At 37.0% G+C, this 21193-nt stretch carries 21 protein-coding genes; 18 read left to right on the plus strand and 3 right to left on the minus strand.

Annotation, left to right across the window (positions count from 1 at the left end):
* Positions 1–34 precede the first annotated feature (34 nt).
* The 5 genes from RK01_RS03835 to RK01_RS03855 all read left to right on the plus strand — a co-directional run bounded on the left by RK01_RS03835 (position 35) and on the right by RK01_RS03855 (position 4314).
* Positions 35–1195 carry a THUMP domain-containing class I SAM-dependent RNA methyltransferase gene (locus RK01_RS03835; RefSeq protein WP_016171963.1) on the plus strand — a complete coding sequence of 387 codons (1161 nt, stop codon included), beginning with the start codon at positions 35–37 and terminating at the stop codon, positions 1193–1195.
* Positions 1195–2694: a carboxypeptidase M32 gene (locus tag RK01_RS03840; RefSeq protein ID WP_016171964.1), complete on the plus strand. Its 1500-nt coding sequence runs from the start codon at positions 1195–1197 to the stop codon at positions 2692–2694. Before RK01_RS03835 ends, RK01_RS03840 begins: the two co-directional genes overlap by 1 nt.
* Before the next feature lie 209 nt (positions 2695–2903).
* A complete protein-coding gene (locus RK01_RS03845; RefSeq protein WP_016171965.1) occupies positions 2904–3560 on the plus strand; it encodes an HD domain-containing protein in 657 nt (218 codons plus the stop codon).
* A gap of 226 nt (positions 3561–3786) precedes the next feature.
* Positions 3787–4077, plus strand: coding sequence for a hypothetical protein (locus tag RK01_RS03850; protein ID WP_016171966.1), 291 nt, complete (start codon positions 3787–3789; stop codon positions 4075–4077).
* 12 nt (positions 4078–4089) lie between these two features.
* A complete protein-coding gene (locus RK01_RS03855; protein WP_016171967.1) occupies positions 4090–4314 on the plus strand; it encodes a hypothetical protein in 225 nt (74 codons plus the stop codon).
* A 111-nt stretch (positions 4315–4425) separates the two neighbouring features.
* On the opposite strand, the gene RK01_RS03860 is transcribed toward RK01_RS03855, so the two are convergent.
* Entirely contained in the window at positions 4426–4746 is a 321-nt protein-coding gene (locus tag RK01_RS03860) for a hypothetical protein (protein WP_016171968.1), read from the minus strand.
* Positions 4747–4845: 99 nt separating this feature from the next.
* Here RK01_RS03860 and RK01_RS03865 point away from each other — a divergent pair, with 99 nt between their 5' ends.
* Both RK01_RS03865 and RK01_RS03870 read left to right on the plus strand, forming a co-directional pair.
* Positions 4846–5997 (plus strand): VanZ family protein, encoded by a 1152-nt coding sequence (locus RK01_RS03865; RefSeq protein WP_016171969.1) that lies wholly within the window; start codon positions 4846–4848, stop codon positions 5995–5997.
* A 57-nt stretch (positions 5998–6054) separates the two neighbouring features.
* The gene (locus tag RK01_RS03870) at positions 6055–7404 is read left to right on the plus strand and encodes a DEAD/DEAH box helicase (protein ID WP_016171970.1); all 1350 of its coding nucleotides are present in this window, start codon (positions 6055–6057) and stop codon (positions 7402–7404) included.
* Between the two features lie 99 nt (positions 7405–7503).
* Here the strand turns inward: RK01_RS03870 and RK01_RS03875 are convergent, their stop codons facing one another.
* A complete protein-coding gene (locus RK01_RS03875) occupies positions 7504–7935 on the minus strand; it encodes a GNAT family N-acetyltransferase (RefSeq protein WP_016171971.1) in 432 nt (143 codons plus the stop codon).
* A gap of 80 nt (positions 7936–8015) precedes the next feature.
* On the opposite strand from RK01_RS03875, the gene RK01_RS03880 reads away from it, so the two are divergent.
* The 4 genes from RK01_RS03880 (at position 8016) to cls (ending at position 14904) form a co-directional block, all read left to right on the plus strand.
* Positions 8016–9071: a DUF7278 family profilin-like fold-containing protein gene (locus RK01_RS03880; RefSeq protein ID WP_016171972.1), complete on the plus strand. Its 1056-nt coding sequence runs from the start codon at positions 8016–8018 to the stop codon at positions 9069–9071.
* Positions 9072–9345: 274 nt separating this feature from the next.
* Positions 9346–11988, plus strand: coding sequence for an alanine--tRNA ligase (alaS, locus tag RK01_RS03885; protein WP_016171973.1), 2643 nt, complete (start codon positions 9346–9348; stop codon positions 11986–11988).
* Between the two features lie 270 nt (positions 11989–12258).
* Entirely contained in the window at positions 12259–13404 is a 1146-nt protein-coding gene (locus RK01_RS03890; RefSeq protein WP_016171974.1) for a cation diffusion facilitator family transporter, read from the plus strand.
* Positions 13405–13437: 33 nt separating this feature from the next.
* Positions 13438–14904, plus strand: a complete 1467-nt coding sequence (gene cls / locus RK01_RS03895; protein WP_016171975.1) for a cardiolipin synthase — start codon at positions 13438–13440, stop codon at positions 14902–14904.
* A gap of 197 nt (positions 14905–15101) precedes the next feature.
* Here cls and RK01_RS03900 read toward each other — a convergent pair whose 3' ends face one another.
* On the minus strand, positions 15102–15512 hold the full coding sequence (locus RK01_RS03900) for a ribonuclease HI family protein (RefSeq protein ID WP_016171976.1): 411 nt from the start codon (positions 15510–15512) through the stop codon (positions 15102–15104).
* 61 nt (positions 15513–15573) lie between these two features.
* Between RK01_RS03900 and RK01_RS03905 the strand changes: the two genes are divergently transcribed.
* From RK01_RS03905 to RK01_RS03935, 7 genes are all read left to right on the plus strand, one after another.
* Positions 15574–15996: an EbsA family protein gene (locus RK01_RS03905; protein ID WP_016171977.1), complete on the plus strand. Its 423-nt coding sequence runs from the start codon at positions 15574–15576 to the stop codon at positions 15994–15996.
* A 21-nt stretch (positions 15997–16017) separates the two neighbouring features.
* Complete coding sequence (locus RK01_RS03910; protein ID WP_016171978.1) at positions 16018–16707, plus strand: CBS domain-containing protein; 690 nt, start codon at positions 16018–16020, stop codon at positions 16705–16707.
* 16 nt (positions 16708–16723) lie between these two features.
* The gene (gene lspA, locus RK01_RS03915; protein WP_016171979.1) at positions 16724–17185 is read left to right on the plus strand and encodes a signal peptidase II; all 462 of its coding nucleotides are present in this window, start codon (positions 16724–16726) and stop codon (positions 17183–17185) included.
* A complete protein-coding gene (locus RK01_RS03920) occupies positions 17182–18087 on the plus strand; it encodes an RluA family pseudouridine synthase (protein ID WP_016171980.1) in 906 nt (301 codons plus the stop codon). Before lspA ends, RK01_RS03920 begins: the two co-directional genes overlap by 4 nt.
* 239 nt (positions 18088–18326) lie before the next feature.
* Positions 18327–18863, plus strand: a complete 537-nt coding sequence (gene pyrR / locus RK01_RS03925; protein ID WP_016171981.1) for a bifunctional pyr operon transcriptional regulator/uracil phosphoribosyltransferase PyrR — start codon at positions 18327–18329, stop codon at positions 18861–18863.
* Between the two features lie 33 nt (positions 18864–18896).
* A complete protein-coding gene (locus tag RK01_RS03930; protein ID WP_016171982.1) occupies positions 18897–19823 on the plus strand; it encodes an aspartate carbamoyltransferase catalytic subunit in 927 nt (308 codons plus the stop codon).
* 88 nt (positions 19824–19911) lie between these two features.
* Positions 19912–21192 (plus strand): dihydroorotase, encoded by a 1281-nt coding sequence (locus tag RK01_RS03935; RefSeq protein ID WP_016171983.1) that lies wholly within the window; start codon positions 19912–19914, stop codon positions 21190–21192.
* Position 21193: the final 1 nt, after the last annotated feature.

Here is a 21193-nt window from a genome sequence, read left to right on the forward strand (position 1 = left end):
AGAACATTTTGTACCTGCGGGTAAAGGAGAATATATGAAAGAACAAACATTTAATTTAGTAGCAACATGTGCCAGTGGACTGGAAGCTTTAGTTGGAAAAGAATTACGCGATTTAGGGATTGAATGTCAAGTAGAAAATGGTCGCGCGCGGTTTAAAGGCGATTTGCAGACAATTGCTACGGCTAATTTGTGGCTTAGAACTGCTGATAGAATCAAAATTGTGGTAGGAGAGTTTGATGCTTATACTTTTGATGAATTATTTGAAAATGTAAAAGCACAACAATGGGAGGATTTATTACCATTGGATGCTGAATTTCCTGTCAGTGGAAAGTCGATTAAATCAAAACTTTACAGCGTGCCGGATTGTCAAGCAATTACTAAAAAAGCGATTGTGGATCGCTTGCGTTCTTATTATCATCGTCCCAGTCATGTGCCTTTGGCTGAAACGGGAGCACTTTTTCCGGTAGAAGTCGCTCTTTTAAAAGACCATGTGATGATAACGCTTGACACAACAGGCCCAAGTCTATTTAAACGCGGGTATCGATTGGAAAAAGGTGGTGCGCCTTTAAAAGAAAATTTGGCAGCAGCGTTAGTGTTGTTAACAAATTGGCATAAAGATCGTCCTTTTGTCGATCCTGTTTGTGGCTCAGGAACAATTTGTATTGAAGCCGCATTGATTGGCCATAACATTGCCCCAGGATTTAATCGGGAGTTTTTATGTGAGGCATGGGATTGGGCAGATGAAACTGTATTTGAAAAGGTAAGAGCTGATGCAGATCTTGCCGCAGATTATGATGTGAAGCTGGATATTAGCGGTTATGATATTAATGGCAGAATGATCGAAATTGCAAAAGCAAACGCAGAAGAAATCGGTTTAGGCGATTCAATTACTTTTAAACAACAGGCTGTCAAAGATTTTACTACGACAAAAGATTATGGTGTGATTGTGGCTAATCCCCCTTATGGCGAGCGCTTGGGTGAGGCAGAAACGGTTCAAAGATTATATAAAGAGATGGGCGATATTTTGCGTCCGCTAAAAACTTGGAGCAAATATATTTTAACGAGTGATTTACAATTTGAATCATTCTACGGTGCAAAAGCTACTAAAAAACGCAAGTTATATAATGGTGCGTTACGAACAGACTTGTTCCAATATTGGGGTACGCGACCACCACGACAAAAGGAGGAAGCTTAATGAAAGAAAAAGAGTTTTTAACAGAATTAGAAGAATTGGCCTTACTCAATCAAACGTTGGCCTTACTGGATTGGGATAGTCAAACGGGAATGCCAGAAACTGCGGCCGAAGAAAGAGGCGCTGCTAGCGGTTATTTGAGTGGGTTAGCCTTTGAAAAACAAACGAGCTCTAAAATAAAAGAAGCCCTTGATTACTTTGATCACCACGCGGATGAACTTTCTGAGGTTGGAAAAGCAGCCTACCACGTAGTTAAAAAAGATTATGATGAATTACATGCGATTCCTAAAGAATTGATGGTAGAACGAAGCCGTTTATACAGCGAAGCCCATTCTGCTTGGTTAAAGGCAAGAGAAACCAAAAATTTTGCAGATTTTGAACAGGCTTTAGCAGAAAATATTCGTATTACAAAAGAGCTAATTCCCTATTATAAAAAAGATGAGGCAACCGATTATGATGTCTTGCTAAATATGTTTGAACCAGGGATGACAACTGCTGTTTTGGACGCTGTTTTTGCAGAACTTAAAGAAGGTCTCGTAAAAATTCGCCAAGTCATTGCCGAAAAAGGCAGTCAACCAGATATCAGTTTTAAAGATCGAAAAATGACAAAGAACCAACAAAAATATTTTGTTAAAAATTTAGTCGCCGAACTAGGCTTTGATTTTAATCGTGGTCGTCTTGATGATACTGTTCATCCTTTTGCAACACGAATTACTCGTAATGATGTACGTATTACAACTCGTTGGAATGAACAGGATTTTACTATGGGGATTTTCGGTGTCATTCATGAATCAGGTCACGGTATATATGAACAAAGTATTGCCGAAAAATATAATATGACACCAGTTTATGACGCCCCTTCGATGGGGATTCATGAATCGCAATCTTTGTTTTATGAAATTATTATAGGCAGTAAACGCAGTTTTTGGAAAAAACAATATCCAGTTTTTCAAGCGGCTGCTAATGGTACTTTTGATGATATTGACTTCGAAACATTTTATCGCTCTTTAAAAGCTACTGCAGCAAGTCTAATTCGTATTGAAGCAGATAGTCTAACTTATCCTTTACACATTATTATTCGTTACGAGTTGGAAAAAGCACTCTTTAATGACGACCTCGCGGTAGCAGATTTACCCAAAGCTTGGAATGATAAATACGAAGAGTACCTAGGTATTCGTCCTGAAAATGATTTGGTAGGAGTCTTACAAGATGTCCACTGGTCTGGAGGGATGTTTGGTTACTTCCCATCGTATGCGTTAGGTTATATGTATGCTGCGCAATTGCTGCATAGCATAGAAAAGAATCTTGCTGTGGATACATTACTAGAGCAAGGAGACTACGCTCCAATCAAAGCGTGGTTAACTGAACATATTCATCAATTTGGCAGAAGTAAAACACCAAGTGAGCTAATTGAAGCTGCCACAGGAGAGACATTAAATCCGCAATATTTACTCACTTATCTAACTGATCTTTATGAGGATGTTTATCAAATTAAAGGATAGCTAGCAGATTTAATAAAAATAGCTATCAAAATAATGCCAGGCAATTTTGCCTGGCATCTTTTGGGGAAGTGGCTAGAATTTTGGCTGCAACCATGACCAGTTCATGACAAAGAAGAAAATAGATTGTATTACAATAAATGACTGTTCTAATAACATTGTAAACGCTTTATATAAATTGGGGAAATTCGAATTTGCATAAAGGAGAAATAATGGAAAAGATAACTGAAATAATAGCTTTTGCCAAAAATAAACTACAAGATGATTTGACAGGGCATGGTTTTGATCACGCCAAAAGAGTAGCTACATTGGCAAGTCAAATTGCAGAAGGAGAAAAAGCTCAAGTAGATAAAATCGTTTTGTTAGCAGCGGCATATCTCCACGATACCATTGATGATAAAGTCGTTGCAGATGTAACTGTTGCTATTAGTGAATTACAACAGTTTCTTCAAGAAATCGGTTTAACAGTTCAGCAGCAAGAAGAAATTATTTTTATTATTACTAATATGTCTTTTTCAAATGAATTGGGCAAAAAAGTTGCTTTGACTGCTGCAGGACAAATCGTTCAAGATGCGGATCGCTTAGAAGCATTAGGCGCAATAGGGATTTTGCGCACCGCATATTTTGGTGGCAGCCATCAACATCCTTTACACGATCCCACGATAAAACCCGTTAATTTGACGAACAAACAAGAGTATCGGAAAGCAAGTACGGTGATCAATCATTTTTATGAAAAATTGTTTCTCTTACCGGACAAAATGAATACCCAGACGGCATATCATGAAGCGATGCGGCGGCAAAAATTTATGGAAGAATTTTTAAAGGAATTTTACCAAGAGTGGGAACCAGAAGAGTTTGATCGTCTGTAAAAATTATTTAAAACATCTTCTTTTAGCTGATAGTAATTGTTTAGATGTTAGTTGGAATAAGACTTTAAGAAGCTCATTAGTTTAGCCGTTGCTTTTTGGTTACAACACTTATTATTTTTTTTTACTGTAGATATCTCCTATAATTGTCTTAAGGGGGGATAATGATGTTTTACCAACAAGCTATGGAACCTGCTGAGCTTTTGAATACTTTAGCAGCTAATAATGAATGTTTTTTGTAATTGAAGCGCAATTACCCCAAAAGCACTATCATGTAGCTATTTATAAGTATGAGAAAGAATACTTTTTACTCTTAGACCCTCGTTTATTTCAACAGATTATTAAAACCAGAACTGAAGTCCATGGGGATGAAGAAGAAGTTTTACCTTATATCGAAGAGGCTTTGGAAGAAAATCTTTATCAGCTAGTAGCGGAAGATTATGTAAATTTAGATCTTTATACATTAACAAATTTAGCGCAAAAAAATACTGTCAGTATTCGTTTTTATGAATTTTATTAGGAGCTGTTAAAAATGAAAAAAACAGAGTATTTAACTTTTAAGGATAAGAATTTTATCAAATTATTTCAAAATTTAGGTGAGGATTATTCTGCTGTTGAATTCATTGATGAACAAAACGATGTGGATGTAGTGGTTTTATCGCAAGCAGATTTTAACTATTTGATCAGTCAACTAGACGAAGAATCCCGTAGTCAATATGTTGAAGATAACGATGAATCGGAATTTTTAGAGGACTAAGTCAAAAAAATCAAATTAAATTACCCAAACTAACCGGTGCATTCTTGTTTTCAGCTTGAATGGAAAAAGGAAAGTTTGGGCGTTTTTTATTTGTGTTTTATACAGAATGGCTTATGATTTAAGTTGGGGTGAGATCCGCTTATATGCACGAAAAATATTAACTATAACCAAAAGAATACCTACACCTAATGGTAAATAAAGTAACCAAAAAGGATAATTTAAAACCAACGTTACCCCAGTTTGATCTAATTGGCTTTGTTCTTTTAACGCATATTGCAATACTTGATAACTAAAAGCGACCATAAATCCTGCTATAATAAACAAAACAAATCCGAGATAGGGGATTTTACTTTTTTTACGGAGTACTAAAATTATTCCATATAAAATGATTAGTGCAACAGGAACACCTAATGCAAAATATCTGTTTAACATAATTGCACCTCCTAATAATTATCATACGCCAAACTATATTTTTTGGGAAATATTTAAAAATTTTTATTCGATACCAATAAAACGAAGAAAGGATTTTTTATGTCTGCCTATATTGAACCAATTAAAACAGCTTTATTGATTTTCCCTTTTTTAGCTTTGTTTATTTCCTCTTTTTTCTTTATTTATGAATACCGCAAGTTCGGTCGCTTTATTATTAGCCGTGCCATCATTTTGTATTCTTTTGTTTTTTATTTATTGTGTGCCTACTTTTTGGTGATTTTGCCTTTACCACCCATTAGTGAAGTTGCTCACTACGGAGGACCACATTACGAATTACATTTGGGGGCTTCGTTACACAATTTTCTCAATCAAACTGTTTTAAAAATTAACGATCCAAGTACCTATCTGCCTGCAATGCGTCAAGGTGTTTTTTTAGAACCAGTTTTTAATGTGTTGCTTTTATTGCCATTTGGTGTTTATTTACGCTATTTCTTTGGCTTTTCTTTAAAAAAGACGATTCTAGCTAGTTTTTTATTGTCCTTATTTTTTGAATTAACCCAACTGACGGGACTTTATTTTATCTACCCTCGAAATTATCGCTTAGCAGATGTGAATGATCTTCTTCACAATACGATAGGTGGTACGCTAGGCTATCTATTAGAGCCGTTGTTTACCTTATTACTTCCTTCCCGTGAACAATTAGATGAAACGGCTTATGAAAAAGGGAAGGATGTTACCCTTTTTCGGCGCTTTGCAGCCTTTTTCTTAGACTGGTTTATTATTTACTTCTTTACCTTTATTCTTTCAGTCGGCTTACGTTTAGCTACAAACGGTTATTCTGATAAGTTTTTTGATTCGCCCCTTTGGTATTTTGCTACCATTTTGGTTTATTTTATTTTCTTAAACTATCTATTAAATGGACAAACACTCGGCAAAAAAATCGTACGGATTCGTGTTGTGGAAAATAATCATCAGCATATCACTTTAAAAGCTTTATTTATTCGTTATGGTTTATTATATTTCGTTTATGGCGGCATCGGACAACTTGGAACGATTTTTGCTCCACTGGTCGGGGATAAAAACCATTTCTTAGTCGGGATTGCCTCTTTTTTTACCATTGGCGCAACCATTATCCAATTTTTATTTGTGGTCAATGTCCTGTGGTCTGTTATCCGCAAAAAAAGACAGTTATTTTATGAAAAGAGAAGTGGAACATACGTTATCAGCACAATTTTGCCAAAAGAAATCTGACGTGGCGGTCCTTTTGTGCTATAATCCCTAAGAACATTATGAAAAGAAGGTGGAAACATGCAATTTACGGATTTTCAATTTAAGCCCTTTATATATGAAGCCCTTAAAGAAAAGAAATTTGAAAAACCAACGGAAGTTCAAGAGCGGCTCATTCCGGTCATTCAGCAAAATAGAAGTGTTGTGGGACAGTCACAAACGGGAACCGGCAAGACGCATACATTTTTACTACCCTTATTAGATAAAGTTGATCCAGCTAACGAAAGTGCTCAAGTGGTTATTACTGCACCAAGTCGTGAACTCGCAAATCAAATTTATACGGCAGCAAAACAAATTGCCGATTTTTCACAACCTGCTATTCGAGTTAGCAATTTTGTAGGGGGAACAGATAAGCAAAGACAAATCGATAAATTGAAGCACCAACAACCTCATGTGGTTGTTGGCACACCAGGTCGTTTATTGGATATGATTAATGAACAGGCTTTGTTTATTCATAAAGCATTTGCTTTTGTGGTAGACGAAGCAGATATGACATTAGATATGGGCTTTTTACAAGAAGTCGATCAAATTGCTAGCCGTTTACCTGAGAAAGTTCAAATCTTGGTCTTTTCGGCAACTATTCCCGAAAAATTACGACCATTTTTAAAAAAATACTTGGAAAATCCAGTGATAGAAGAAATTCAACCACAAGCTATCATTGCAGATTCAATTGACAATTGGCTAATTGCGACAAAAGGAAAAGACAGAAACCGGCTTATTTATCAATTATTAACCACCGGTCATCCTTATATGGCATTAGTATTTGCCAACACTAAACAGCACGTTGACGAAATCAGTGATTACTTAAAGGAACAAGGGCTAAAAGTTGCTAAGGTTCATGGGGATATTACGCCACGCGAACGTAAACGGATTATGCGTAATATTCAAAATATGGACTATCAATATGTAGTTGCAACTGATTTAGCTGCCAGAGGGATTGATATCGAAGGAGTTTCTCACGTTATAAATGCTGAAATTCCCAATGATTTAGAATTCTTTATCCATCGGGTAGGGCGGACTGGACGCAACAACCTTGAAGGTACTGCTATTACCCTTTATAGTCCTCAAGATGAAGAAAAAGTGGCTGCCATTGAAAAACTTGGCGTGATTTTTAAACCCAAAGAAATTAAAAATGGTGAAATTGTGGACAGCTATGACCGAAACCGTCGTAAAAAGCGGGAGCAAACCAAAAAAGAGGAATTAGATCCTACGCTAATTGGGCTGGTTAAAAAGAAAAAGAAAAAAATCAAGCCAGGCTATAAGAAAAAAATTCAATGGGCTGTAGATAAAGACAAAAAACAAAAACGCAAAGTTGAAAAACGACAACAGCTGCGGTCTGCCCGTAAACACAAGAAAAAATCAAGCCAATAATAAAAAAACGCTCCCATTAGACTGTGTAGATTATGGTCTATGGGCGCGTTTTTTTTTGCTCACTTTCCTTTTAAGAAAGAAGAGATATTTTTGGACATATTATAATGCTTTTTCCATTTTGCGACACCAAACTCCGTCTTCTAAAAAAGGAGCACTACAAATTTGATAGTTCATTTTGAGGTAAAAGGGGATCGCTGCTAGTTCTGCTGATAAACTCGCGCGGGTATAGCCATCGCTAAACGCGTGTCTTTCGTAAAATGTGAGTAATTTTTTTCCAATGCCTTTGTGGCGCCACGCTTTTGCGACACAAAAACGATCCGGCTGTATCGTTTGATTATCCAAGGCTTGATAACGGATGGTGGCGATTGCTTGTTCGTTATGAAAAAATACAAAATATTTGGCCTGACTGCTATCAAAAGCATCAAACTCTAATTCGGGTTTGATTTTTTGTTCCAAAACAAAAACGTGATAACGAATGTAAAAAGCAGCAGCTTGCAAATAACAATCCGATCCAAAAGAAATTTTATCCATAATAGACTCCAATCGTGCTATACTTAATTTTAGCAAGTTTTCATAAGAATAGCATAGTAATTGTTTGAAGGGGAATTTCGATGAATTTATTTGAAATGCTACGTTGGAATAATTGGAAAAATTTAACAGATGAGACAAAAATCCAAGCTTTTCAACAAGTTTTGATGTATTTTGTCAGTCCGTTAAAAGAAATTACCAATCTTGAATTATTAACTTATCAACTGGATGGGGTAAAATGTCGTACTTTTGAATTAGAAATTGATGGCGAGGCTTTCGTGTTTGTGCCCGGCCAAAACGAAGCAATCTTAGGTTGGGATTTAGGTGTTCAAAGTTTACCTACGAATGCCTGGTCAACGATGGAAAAGAATACTCTGACTGAATCAGATAAAAAAATTATCAATGAATATCAATTAACAAATTTGGACAACTGGGATCTCTATGTTGACTTACATACTTCACCTTTACGTAAAAAAGATATCCCGCCAATGCTTGTCCAAAAACACGCTTTACCGGCGGGTACGCGTTATTTGGGGATGTTAGATACCATTACAGGTGAATTCACAGGCGATGTTGAAAAATTTAGTCCGTTTGCAGACAAAATTAAAGAACAATTTGTCGGCCCGCAAACATTTGCCGAAAGCTTAAATTTTTCATTGCCCTATCATGTTTTAGCACCCAATGAATTCTATTTAGAAATTGCCGATGGCACGGATAGCTACTACGTCTTTCAGCATTTTGATTGCACACAGACAAGCTTAATTCACACTATTCAAAATGACGGTTTTGATTTATTAAGTGAAGATCAGTGGGAATTTACGGTGGGGGCGGCAACACGTAAGTTATTTCGCTGGGGAAATGCAGCCGATGTAGATGAAAGTTACTGGGGCAGACAAGTCAAAACTTTAAAAGAAGGTCCTAATATGTTTGGGGTAGTAATAAATGGTGGTGCTAATCGCTATGAAATAACGACCGAAGCAGTTTTGAAAATGGACCATACCACAAAAAGTGCGCTTCCGTTGTTAACATTATTACCAGAAGCCACTTATTATCGCGCCAATCGTCGTTTAAAAGCGGATGAAAAGTTAACGCCCCAAGATTTTTTATATCGCAAAGCAATTTTAATAGAATTAGATTAAATCGTTGACAAGTGTGGGTTTGTCACCTATACTTTGTAAGGAAAAAGGATATGACCAGACAGCTTCTTTGTTACAGAAAGCTTTTGATTGCTGAGAAAAAAGCACAAATCTGTTTGTGGTTGCTCCCTTTTGAATTTCAGTAGCAATACTGACGCAACTCTGCGTTATAGAGCTTAAGAGGTAATGAATGACATCATTGCAAACAAGGTGGTACCGCGGTTTTCGTCCTTGTCTTGCAGTGGTGTCTTATTTTTTTGTGAAAGTAGGAGAAATAATGAAAGAATTATCTAGCGGCCAAGTCCGCCAAATGTTTTTAGACTTCTTTAAGTCAAAAGGACATAGTGTTGAACCCAGTGCGTCTTTAGTTCCAGTTAATGATCCCACTCTTTTGTGGATTAACTCTGGTGTAGCTACGCTAAAAAAATATTTTGATGGGTCCGTTGTGCCGGAAAATCCCCGGATTACCAATGCGCAAAAATCAATTCGGACCAATGATATTGAAAATGTTGGGAAAACGGCCCGTCACCATACCATGTTTGAAATGTTAGGTAATTTTTCGATTGGTGATTACTTTAAAAGAGAAGCGATTCATTGGGCTTGGGAATTTTTGACTGATGAAAAATGGATGGCTTTTGATCCGGAAAAATTATATGTTACCGTTTATCCAAAAGATACAGAAGCAAAGCGAATTTGGCATGAAGAAGTCGGTCTTCCTTTAGATCATATTGTCGAAATTGAGGATAATTTCTGGGATATCGGCGCAGGTCCTAGTGGTCCAGATACTGAAATTTTTTATGACCGTGGCGAAGAATTTAATGATTTGGCTGCTGACGATCCAGAAAATTACCCTGGTGGAGAAAACGAGCGCTATTTAGAAATTTGGAACTTAGTCTTTTCTGAATTTAATCACAAGCCAGATGATACTTTTGAACCATTGCCTCATAAAAATATTGATACGGGAATGGGATTAGAACGGATGGTTTCCATCGTTCAAAATGCGCCAACAAACTTTGAAACTGATCTATTTATGCCAATAATTAAAGAAGTTGAAACTTTAAGTGGTAAATTCCAATACGGAGACGCACCACAAACAGATATTTCTTTTAAAGTTATTGCCGATCATATTCGCGCTTTAGCTTTTGCCATTGGTGATGGTGCACTACCTTCAAACGAAGGACGGGGTTATGTTTTACGTCGTTTGTTACGTCGCGCTGTTATGCATGGTAAAAAATTAGGCATTGACCAAGCTTTCTTATACAAATTAGTTCCGGTTGTAGGTAAAATCATGAACAGCTATTACCCGGAAATATTGGAGCAACAAGAGTTTATTGAAAAAGTAATTCGGACAGAAGAAGAACGTTTCCACGAAACAATCAATGAAGGGTTGGAAATTTTGACTCAAGTCATTGAAAAAGTGAAGGTTGAGAAAAAAGATACATTAAGTGGCGAAGATATTTTCAAATTGTATGACACTTATGGTTTTCCAGTTGAATTGACTGAAGAAGTTGCCGAAGATGAAGGCCTAAAAGTAGACCATGCTGGTTTTGAAGCCCAAATGCAAGCACAAAGAGAACGCGCTCGTGCTGCGCGCAATACGGATATGTCAATGGGGGTACAATCTGCTTTATTAACCGAAATTAAAGTAGATAGTAAATTTGTTGGGTATACTAACTATGAGACTGAAAGTGAATTACTGGTTGTCATTCAAGATGAAGCAGTTGTTAGTGAAGTGAAGGCTGGAGAGGCGCAATTAATTTTTGCCCAAACACCATTTTATGCTGAAATGGGTGGACAAGTTGCTGATACTGGTATTATTTGTGATTTAGAAGGTAATATTGTGGCAGAAGTTCACGATGTGAAAAAAGCACCAAACGGCCAATTTTTACACACTGTTACGATTCAAGCACCAGTAACAGAAGGGACGACTTACTTCTTACAAATTAATGTGGGGCGCCGTAATCGGATCATCAAAAACCACACTGCGACCCATTTGTTGCATAAAGCATTAAAAGAAGTATTAGGAAATCACGCTAATCAAGCTGGTTCATTAGTAGCACCAGGTCATTTACGTTTTGACTTTACTCATTTTGGGCAAGTAACTACAGAAGAGTTGCGTCAAATGGAAGCAATTGTTAACCAAAAAATTTGGGAAGCTCTTCCAGTTGTAACGATTGAAACAGATATCGATACCGCAAAAGGGATGGGTGCGATGGCTCTCTTTGGCGAAAAATATGGTCATGACGTGCGTGTAGTAAATATTGCGGATTGGTCCATTGAACTTTGTGGTGGGACCCATGTTGCCAATACAGAAGATATCGGTATTTTTAAAATCGTTGCAGAATCTGGTATTGGAGCAGGCGTACGCCGCATTGAAGCAGTAACAAGTAAAGAAGCGTATGAATTACTTTACAGTGAAGAAACACAATTAAAAGAAATCGCGACAATTGTAAAATCACCACAATTAAAAGAAGTCGTGACAAAAACAGAACAATTACAACAACAGTTAAAAGATTTACAAAAAGAAAATGAACAGCTGGCAAGTAAGTTGGCAAATCAACAAGCAGGCGATGTTTTCAAAAATGTTGAAACTGTAAATGGTATCTCATTTATCGCGGCTGAAGTAAAAGTTAAAGATATGAACCAATTGCGTCAATTGGCTGACCAATGGAAACAAAAAGCTACTTCTGATGTTTTAGTGTTAGCAAATGCGAGTGATCAAAAAGTTAACTTATTGGCAGCAATGTCTCCGGATGCTGTAGCCCGCGGCTTAAAAGCAGGGGATTTAATTAAGATGATTGCTCCCCTTGTTGGCGGCGGTGGTGGCGGCCGACCAGATATGGCGCAAGCCGGTGGTAAAAATCCAGCAGGGATTAAAGACGCTTTAGCAAAAGTAGCTGAGTTTTTACAACAAGCTTAATAAAATAATCTAAAATAGCTATTTTCTAAATAGTATGTAAAACTTATGACCCGAATTATGGTGCAGTTTTCTCTTTTTGCTAGCTTTTTCAAAAAGCATTTGCAAATGGGAAAACCAACCAAATTCGGGTTATTATTTATGTCCATTCAGGGGACATTTTTCAATTCATTTAGACGCCAATTATTTTTTGTCAAATATGACCTTAAATTTGTTTGAAATTGGCAAACAAGGTAAAATGAAGAGAAGTTTAGGGTAAGGAGTTTATCGGCAATGCTGAATTATTTTATAAAAAAGATTAACACCAAAGATTCGAATAAAACACGAACTTCTTTTGGTTTTTTAGCGGGAAGTTTAGGTCTGGTATCAAATGGACTTTTGTTTGTGATGAAGTTTCTAATTGGCCTTTTTGCGCAAAGTGTTTCCATCATGGCAGATGCCATTAACAGTTTAAGTGACACCGCTTCTTCTGTTTTGACTTTAGTGGGTTTTCGGATTGCAGCCAAGCCTGCAGATAAAGAGCATCCATATGGTCATGAGCGCTTTGAATACATCAGCGGCTTTATGATTTCGATTATTATTACATTTGTAGGGTTCCAATTTCTAATTTCATCGATAGAAAAAATTATGGATCCTAGCAATATCAAACTTTCACCATTAGTTTTTATAATTTTATTATTATCCATTGTGATTAAGATTTGGCAGAGTTTTATGTATCAAAAAATCGCGGCCAAAATTGATTCTGAAACTTTGAAAGCCTCCTCACAAGATAGTCTAAATGATGTTATTACCACCGCTGCGGTTCTTCTCTCGGCATTGGTTGAGCTTTTCACTGGCCTTCACATTGATGGCTGGATGGGACTTTTGATTGCACTTTATATTTTATATAGCGGTCTGAAGATGGTAAAAGAATTTATTGATGAACTATTAGGAAGCCGACCTAGCGCAGAAGAAATCTTAGTGATGGAAGAACATTTAAAAGAATACCCCGCTATTTTGGGTTATCACGATTTATTAGTTCACAGCTACGGGCCTAAAAAGCAGTTTGCTACAGTGCATATTGAAGTTGATGATACTTGGAGTTTAAATCATGCCCATGATATCATTAATAGTATCGAAAAAGACTTTCGCGAAACTTTGAAAGTGGAACTTGTTTGTCATCTTGATCCAGTGGCTGTGAAAAGTGCTGAGTATCAACAAAAATGGGAAATCGTCAAAGAATCTATCACAGCTTTGCAATTGAATTTGAGGGTCCATGATTTTCGCATTGAAAAAAATCAGCTGTCTTTTGACGTAGTAGTTCCCCCTAAATGTCCCCAGACAGATGCTGAGATACGTAAGAAATTGACGAATTACTTAACGACTCGATTAGGAGACGTCACTTTAGAAATAACATTTGATCATAATTACTTATTATAATTGAACGAAAATCAAGATAAAGGAGTTTAGCCTATGACGATTCAACAGGATTTAAGTATTTTGCAATCTGTTTTTCTATTGGTAATTTTTATCAATACCATTGGCGCGTTGATTACTGTCTTTCGTAAGCCACGATCGATTACCAGTATTTTAGCATGGTCTTTAACATTGGTTTTTATTCCGATTATCGGCTTTATAGTCTATTTATTCTGTGGCCGTGGAATTGATGGGGAAACAGTTTATAAATATGACCTCGAAACAAATCGAAAAGTTAAAGAAATTAACGCTTTGATACAAAAAAATAATAAACGTTATGACGTAGAAGAAGTGGAAATTGAACTAAAGTTATTAGAACGTTACTTAAAATCAGTCGACGAGTCTCCTTTAACTCGCGGAAACAGCGTAACGCTTTATACAGATGGTAATGAGAAATTTCAAGCTTTATTTGAAGATATAAAAGCCGCAGAAGATAATATTCACGTTGAATATTATGCCTTTTTTCCAGATCGAATTGGTCACCAATTTTTACAATTGTTAATTGAAAAAGCAAGAGCCGGTGTAGAAGTGCGGCTCATTTATGATCCATGGGGCGCAAAAGGATCAAGTGACAAATTTTTTCAACCTTTAGTAGCCGCAGGGGGCAAAGTAGCAGCGTTTATTACTTCTCGGGATTTAATTCGTAAAACCCGTTTAAACTATCACTTGCATCGAAAAATTGTGGTTATTGATGGCAAAATTGGTTGGACAGGTGGTTTTAATGTCGGAGACCAATATTTAGGTCGGAGTGAAAAATTTGGCTATTGGCGCGATACCCATGGTCGAATTGTTGGGACTGCAAGTTTTAGTTTACAAGAAATTTTTATTCGGGACTGGAATGCCTCTGTTAAAGACAAAACAGATCAGCTTGATTATGAAGCCCGCTATTTTGTTGTGACGGAAAATACAGGTGGAGAAGCCGAAATTCAAGTAGTAGCAGATGGTCCAGAAAATCAAATTGATATTTTGAAAAGTGCATTTGTGAAGATGATCTTATCTGCTAACGAAAAGGTCTGGATTCAAACACCATACTTAATTCCCGACGATGTAATGTTTAACGCCTTAGTTACAGCAGCACGTTCGGGTGTAGATGTACGGGTAATGATTCCGAATATGCCTGATCATCCTTTTATTTATCGGGCGACACAGTATTATGCTAATTTATTGCATAAACGCGGCGTTAAGATTTATCAATATGAAAATGGTTTTTTACATGCGAAGACAATTGTAATGGATGATAATCTTTGTTCATTTGGCTCGACTAATCAAGATATTCGTAGCTATGAGTTGAATTTTGAAGTAAATGCTTTTGTTTATGATGAAACATTGACAAAACAAATGCAACAAATCTTTTTATCTGATCTAGAGAAATGTTATGAATTAACCGATGAAATTATCGCCAAGCAGTCATATTGGCTACGATTTAAACAAAACTTTTCTCGGTTGTTGTCGCCAATCTTATAGAATAAGGCCAATCATGTAGGATAGCTTTTTGCTAAACCATCACAGCTGTGCTCCACTTTTTTAAGAGTTACACGTGCGCCGAGTAGAACGTGTCTATTCTCTTCAGTAAAAGCCCCCAACGATTAAATTACAAAGGAAAAGGTCACTTTGTTTTTAAGCGGGCGTTGGGGGCTTTTATTGCATAAAGTTGAAACCCTTTAACTTTTTTTCTGTAATGCTTTTTGTAATCCTTGTCTTGCCAATTGATCGGCACCTTTATTTTTATTTTCAGGAAGCCATTGTAGGATTAATAATGTAAAGTTTGGCAGCAAAGCTTGAATTTTTTGAAAAATTTCTTGGAAATTTTCGTTATTAGTGTAGTTTTTATCCACCGTTTGGACTAGAATCTTACTATCGGAATAAACAAAGATTGTTTCACTCGTATAATTGTGGCGTTTTAAATACATCAGTAACTCATAAAATGCCCAAAATTCTGCCTGATGGTTACTCATTGTTCCAGTTAGAGGCAGCGGAATTTGTTCATGAAGATTTTCGGCAACTAAAAGTATTCCAGCACCACTAGGACCTGGATTTCCTTTTGTTGCAGCATCAATGTAGGCTTTAATCAATACATTCATCCTTTTTAAATTTTGTGATTTAACTTTAACAGAAGAGGGGCAATTTGTAAGCATGAAAAATAGAAAATATCGTTGGCAGCCTGAACTTGCTGTCAGTATCATTTATTGGTCATTAACATTCATTGTTCTCTTTTATAGTTTGACGTTGTCCTTAGAAAATACGCGCCCTTATTGGAAAAGTAATTTGGTCATGGTCTTCTTTTTCGTCTGTGTTATAATTGGCTGTCTGCGTCGTTTTGTTCTGACGGAAGACCATATTATTGTTTTTTTTGCCCGTTTTTGGAAAAAGCAGGAGTTTTATTATCATAATATTACCCGTGTTGCCCTTGTTCCTAATGGAATTGAGTTTTTATATTTAGGAAAAGAATATCATTTTCTAATGCGAAAGAAAACAAAAAATGCTTTTGTAGCAGCGCTTCAAGCTCACATTTCGACAGAAAAATTTGTGACAAAAGATAGTGACCTATTTCAATAAAAATAACAAAGGAGTATGGAGATGGCCACAAGTGCAGATTTATTTTTGGCAAGTTTTAATCGAATTAACAAGTGGTTGAAAGATCAATTGGACAATCCAAAAAATATGGGTTTTAGCGAGATGGTACGCCGCTTAAATAAAAAGCCAGAACTTTTAGCCAATGAGTATATGGATGATCTATTGCAAATGGCACAATTAAGAAATGCGATTGTCCACGATCAAATTGGGACGGATTTTGTCATTGCAGAACCCAATGAGTGGGTAGTAAAACGAATTACAGAAATTGAAGATGCTTTATTACAACCGGAGCTTGTTTTGCCCCGTTTTCAAAAAAAGGTGACGGGTTTTGAAATTACTCTGCCCATTCATGAGATTTTGAAAACAATCGCTAAAAAGCGTTACTCACAATTTCCCTTATATCAAAAAGGAAAATTCAAAGGTTTAATAACTTTGCGTGCACTAGGATATTGGTTTGCGAAAGAAAGTGTTAAAGGAGAAATTATTCTAGGCAACCGGTTGGCTGACGAGTTGATTATTGCAGATGGAAAAGTAACCAATTATCAATTTGTAGACAGTACCACTACTGTCGCTCAAGCGAAAAATATGTTTCATCAAAATGCTTTATTAGAAGCAATTTTAATTACGCGAGACGGGGATCCTGATGGAAATTTATTAGGTATTATTCGCCCACGGGATTTATTTAATGTTTAAGAAATGAGTTGAATTTATGTTATTTTTTATTATTATTGCTGCAGTTTTGATAGTAGCAGATCAATTGGTTAAAGCTTGGATTGTGGCAAATATTGCTTTAGGTGAATCCGTGTCTCTGGTAAAAAACTTTTTTTCTTTAACGTATTATCAAAACACTGGTGCCGCTTGGAGTATGTTAGAAGGGCAAATGGGCTTTTTTACCATTGTCACAATTATTGCAGTTGGCGTTTGCGGTTATTTATTATATAAGAATCGTCATGGTGCTAAGTTATATTCTTTAGGGTTAAGTTTGGTACTTGCCGGTGCTCTTGGCAACTTCATTGATCGTGTGCGTTTGGGTTATGTAGTAGATATGTTTCAAACGGATTTTGTCTCATTTCCGATTTTTAATGTGGCTGATTCTTGCCTTGTGATCGGCGTCATTTTGATTTTTATTTACATTTTATTTGAAGAGCACTTTAAAGGAGCAAAATCATGAATGAACTTTTAATCATTATAAAAGAAAATGGCCCGAGAATTGACAAGGCGTTAACGGAGTACTTACCAGATTATACGCGTTCACAGATACAGCTGTGGCTCAAAGAAGGCGTTGTCTTTTTAAACGGACAGCCTTTAAAAGCAAATTATAAAGTAAAGGCTGGGGATGAAATCGTAATTAAAATTCCTGAGCCCGAAACTTTAGACTTAGTGCCGGAAAATCTTGCTTTGGAGATTGTTTATGAAGATGAAGATGTGGCTGTAGTCAATAAGCCACAAGGAATGGTGGTTCATCCTTCTGCTGGACATAGTCATGGAACGTTAGTTAATGGACTGTTATTTCAACTAAATAATTTATCAACCATTAACGATGTTGTCCGTCCTGGAATTGTTCATCGCATTGACAAGGATACTTCAGGATTATTGATGGTTGCTAAAAATAATGCGGCGCATGAATCTTTGGCAGCGCAATTAAAGGACAAAACTAGTTTACGTAAATATATTGCTTTAGTGCATGGGGATATTGCACATGAAAAAGGCACGATTGAAGCACCGATTGGGCGATCTAAAGTTAATCGTAAAATGCAGGCTGTTCGAGAAGACGGTAAGCCTGCTATTACACATTTTACTGTTTTAGAACGCTTTGGCGACTTTACTCTTGTTGAGCTGCAATTGGAAACGGGGCGCACACATCAGATCCGCGTTCATATGCAATACATTGGTTTTCCTTTGGCAGGGGATCCAACTTACGGTCCCAAAAAAACTTTAAAGGGGAATGGCCAGTTTTTACATGCCAAATTGTTAGGATTTACTCATCCACGCACACATGAAAAAATGGTTTTTGAAGCACCACTACCAGCAGTGTTTGAAAAAACATTAGCAAACTTACGAAAAAAAGATTGATTTTTGCTTTAAAGAAGTGTAGTCTATTTCTAGGAAAACTAAATAGTAATCCTTTAAGAGTAGTCCCGTGAGGCTAAGAAGGAGTTGAGCAAGAACTTTAGTAAGGTGCGCCTTAGTAGAACTTGCCTAGTGAATTGTAGTAAAAAGGGTCAGTGGATCCAGATACTAAATCAATTATCACTCCTGCCTAATTTCGGGTAGGAGTTTTTTTGTCTTTCAAATGAACGAGGAGGAAAAAAATGGCAGTAAAAGAAGTAGTAGATGCAGTAACAATGAAGCGCGCTTTGACTCGGATCACTTATGAGATTATCGAACGCAATCACGGTATTGAGGATTTGGTTTTAGTCGGAATTAAAACCAGAGGGATTTATATTGCCCAGCGTATCGCCGAACGTTTGCAACAATTAGAAGGTATCGAGGTACCGGTGGGAGAATTAGATATTACCCTTTATCGCGATGATGCCAAAAAAGATGATGATCCGACTGTTCATGCATCCGATATTCCAGTCAATTTGGAAGGTAAAGAAGTAATCGTAGTCGATGATGTTTTATTTACAGGACGTACTATTCGGGCTGCATTGGATGCAATTATGGATTTTGGCCGCCCTCGGAAGATTTCGTTAGCCGTATTAGTAGATCGTGGTCATCGAGAACTCCCAATTCGGGCTGATTATGTTGGAAAAAATATTCCAACTTCCTTAGCAGAACAAATTATTGTGGAAATGGAAGAAGTAGACGGCAAAGACCGTATTGTCATAAATAAAGAAACGGAATAAAAACTGAACGCCAAATAGGTAGGGGGAAAAAAGATGATTATCCAACAAGAAAGAATTAGTCTAAAACACTTATTAACAGTCGAAGCTTTAACGGACCAAGAAGTGATGGGGTTAATCCGTCGTGGACAAGAGTTTAAAAACGGTGCGAAATGGACACCAGAAAAAGAACAATATTTCGCTACGAATCTATTTTTTGAAAATAGTACCCGTACCCACAAAAGTTTTGATGTGGCAGAAAAGAAATTAGGAATTGAAGTGATTGAATTTGATGCTTCGACTAGTTCTGTTCAAAAAGGAGAAACATTATACGATACTGTTTTAACAATGTCCGCATTAGGGGTAGATGTGGCAGTCATTCGCCACGGAGATGAAAATTATTATGACGATTTGATTCAAAGTAAAACAATCCAATGCGGCATTATTAACGGTGGCGACGGCAGTGGACAACACCCTACTCAATGTTTATTAGACTTAATGACAATTTATGAAGAATTTGGTCGGTTCGAAGGATTAAAAGTTGCAATTGTCGGCGATATTACACATTCGCGAGTAGCAAAATCCAATATGCAGATGTTAAAACGTTTAGGTGCACAAGTTTTCTTCTCTGGTCCTGCCCAATGGTATGATGAAGAATTTGAAGTATATGGTCACTACCTACCATTAGACGAACTTGTTGGTGAAGTAGATGTGATGATGATGCTACGGGTCCAACATGAACGTCATGATGGCAATGAAAGTTTTTCAAAAGAAGAATATCATCAACAATACGGCTTAACAGTTGGTCGCGCCAAGAAGATGAAAGAAGGTGCGATTATTATGCATCCGGCACCGGTTAATCGCGACGTTGAATTGGCAGATTCATTAGTGGAAGGTTATCAAGCCCGGATTATTCAACAAATGACCAATGGTGTTTTTGTTCGTATGGCAATTTTAGAAGCAGTTTTAGCTGGTAGAGCTTAAATTCAATGAATAAGAAGATGTGCTATTTATTAGTCATCTCTTTTACAGTAAATAGCGCAATTTCCCTACAAATTTTAGGAGGATGATTATGAAAACACTCATTCAAAACGGTAAAATCAATACTTATGAAAATCACTTAACAACAGCAGAAATTTGGATTGAAGATGGGGTGATTCAGGCAATCGGCACCGCTTTTGATCCAAACCTTTTTGATGAAGTGTTTGATGCTAAAGGGCAGTTAATCACTCCAGGTTTAGTAGATGTCCACGTACACTTAAGAGAACCAGGATTTGAATACAAGGAGACTATTAAAACGGGAAGTCAAGCCGCTGCAAGAGGTGGATTTACAACCGTTTGTGCGATGCCCAATTTGAATCCTGTTCCAGATACGGTTGAAAAATTTGAAAAAATCCAAGCGATTATTAAATCTGACGCCGTAGTAAAAGTTTTACAATACGCTCCCATCACAGAAGAATTGCGCAGTGATGTTTTAACCGATCAAAAGGCTCTAAAAGCTGCGGGCGCCTTTGCTTTTACAAATGATGGCGTTGGTGTTCAAACAGCGGGAACCATGTATTTGGCAATGAAAGAAGCTGCAGCCAATAATATGGCACTTGTAGCCCACACAGAAGATGAATCGCTGTTGTTTGGTGGAGTTATGCATGCCGGCAAGAAAGCAGAAGAGCTCGGCTTACCTGGAATTTTAAGTGCGACTGAAAGTTCTCAAATTGCTAGAGATTTAATTTTGGCTGAAGAAACTGGTTGTCACTATCATGTTTGCCATGTTTCTACTAAAGAAAGCGTACGGATTATTCGTGAAGCAAAAAAAGCAGGAGTTCATGTTACTGCTGAAGTTTCTCCCCACCACTTAATTTTATCAGAAGAAGAAATTCCCAATGACTTTGGTTACTGGAAAATGAATCCACCATTACGAGGGACCGCAGACAGAGATGCTTTAATTGAAGGCTTATTAGATGGCACAATTGACTGCATTGCGACTGATCATGCACCCCATGGTTTTGAAGAAAAAAATCAAAGTTTCCTAAAAGCGCCTTTTGGAATTGTCGGTTCAGAATATGCTTTCCAATTGATTTACACTCATTTTGTCAAAACCGGCATTTTCACATTAGAACAAGTAATTGCATGGATGGCCACAAAACCAGCAGCAATTTTTGGCTTACAAGCTGGACGCTTGCAAATTGGGCAACCCGCTGATTTAGCTGTCTTTGCTATAAATGAAGAATCTGAAATTGACGCTGAAAAATTCTTATCCAAAGCAGTTAATACACCTTTTAATCACGAGAAAGTTTATGGCGAGACCTTGTTAACATTTGTTGACGGTCAAGTAGTTTGGCAAAAAGGGGAGTAAG

Origin of the sequence: Enterococcus dispar ATCC 51266, from assembly GCF_000406945.1 — a bacterium.
Taxonomy (GTDB): domain Bacteria; phylum Bacillota; class Bacilli; order Lactobacillales; family Enterococcaceae; genus Enterococcus_C; species Enterococcus_C dispar.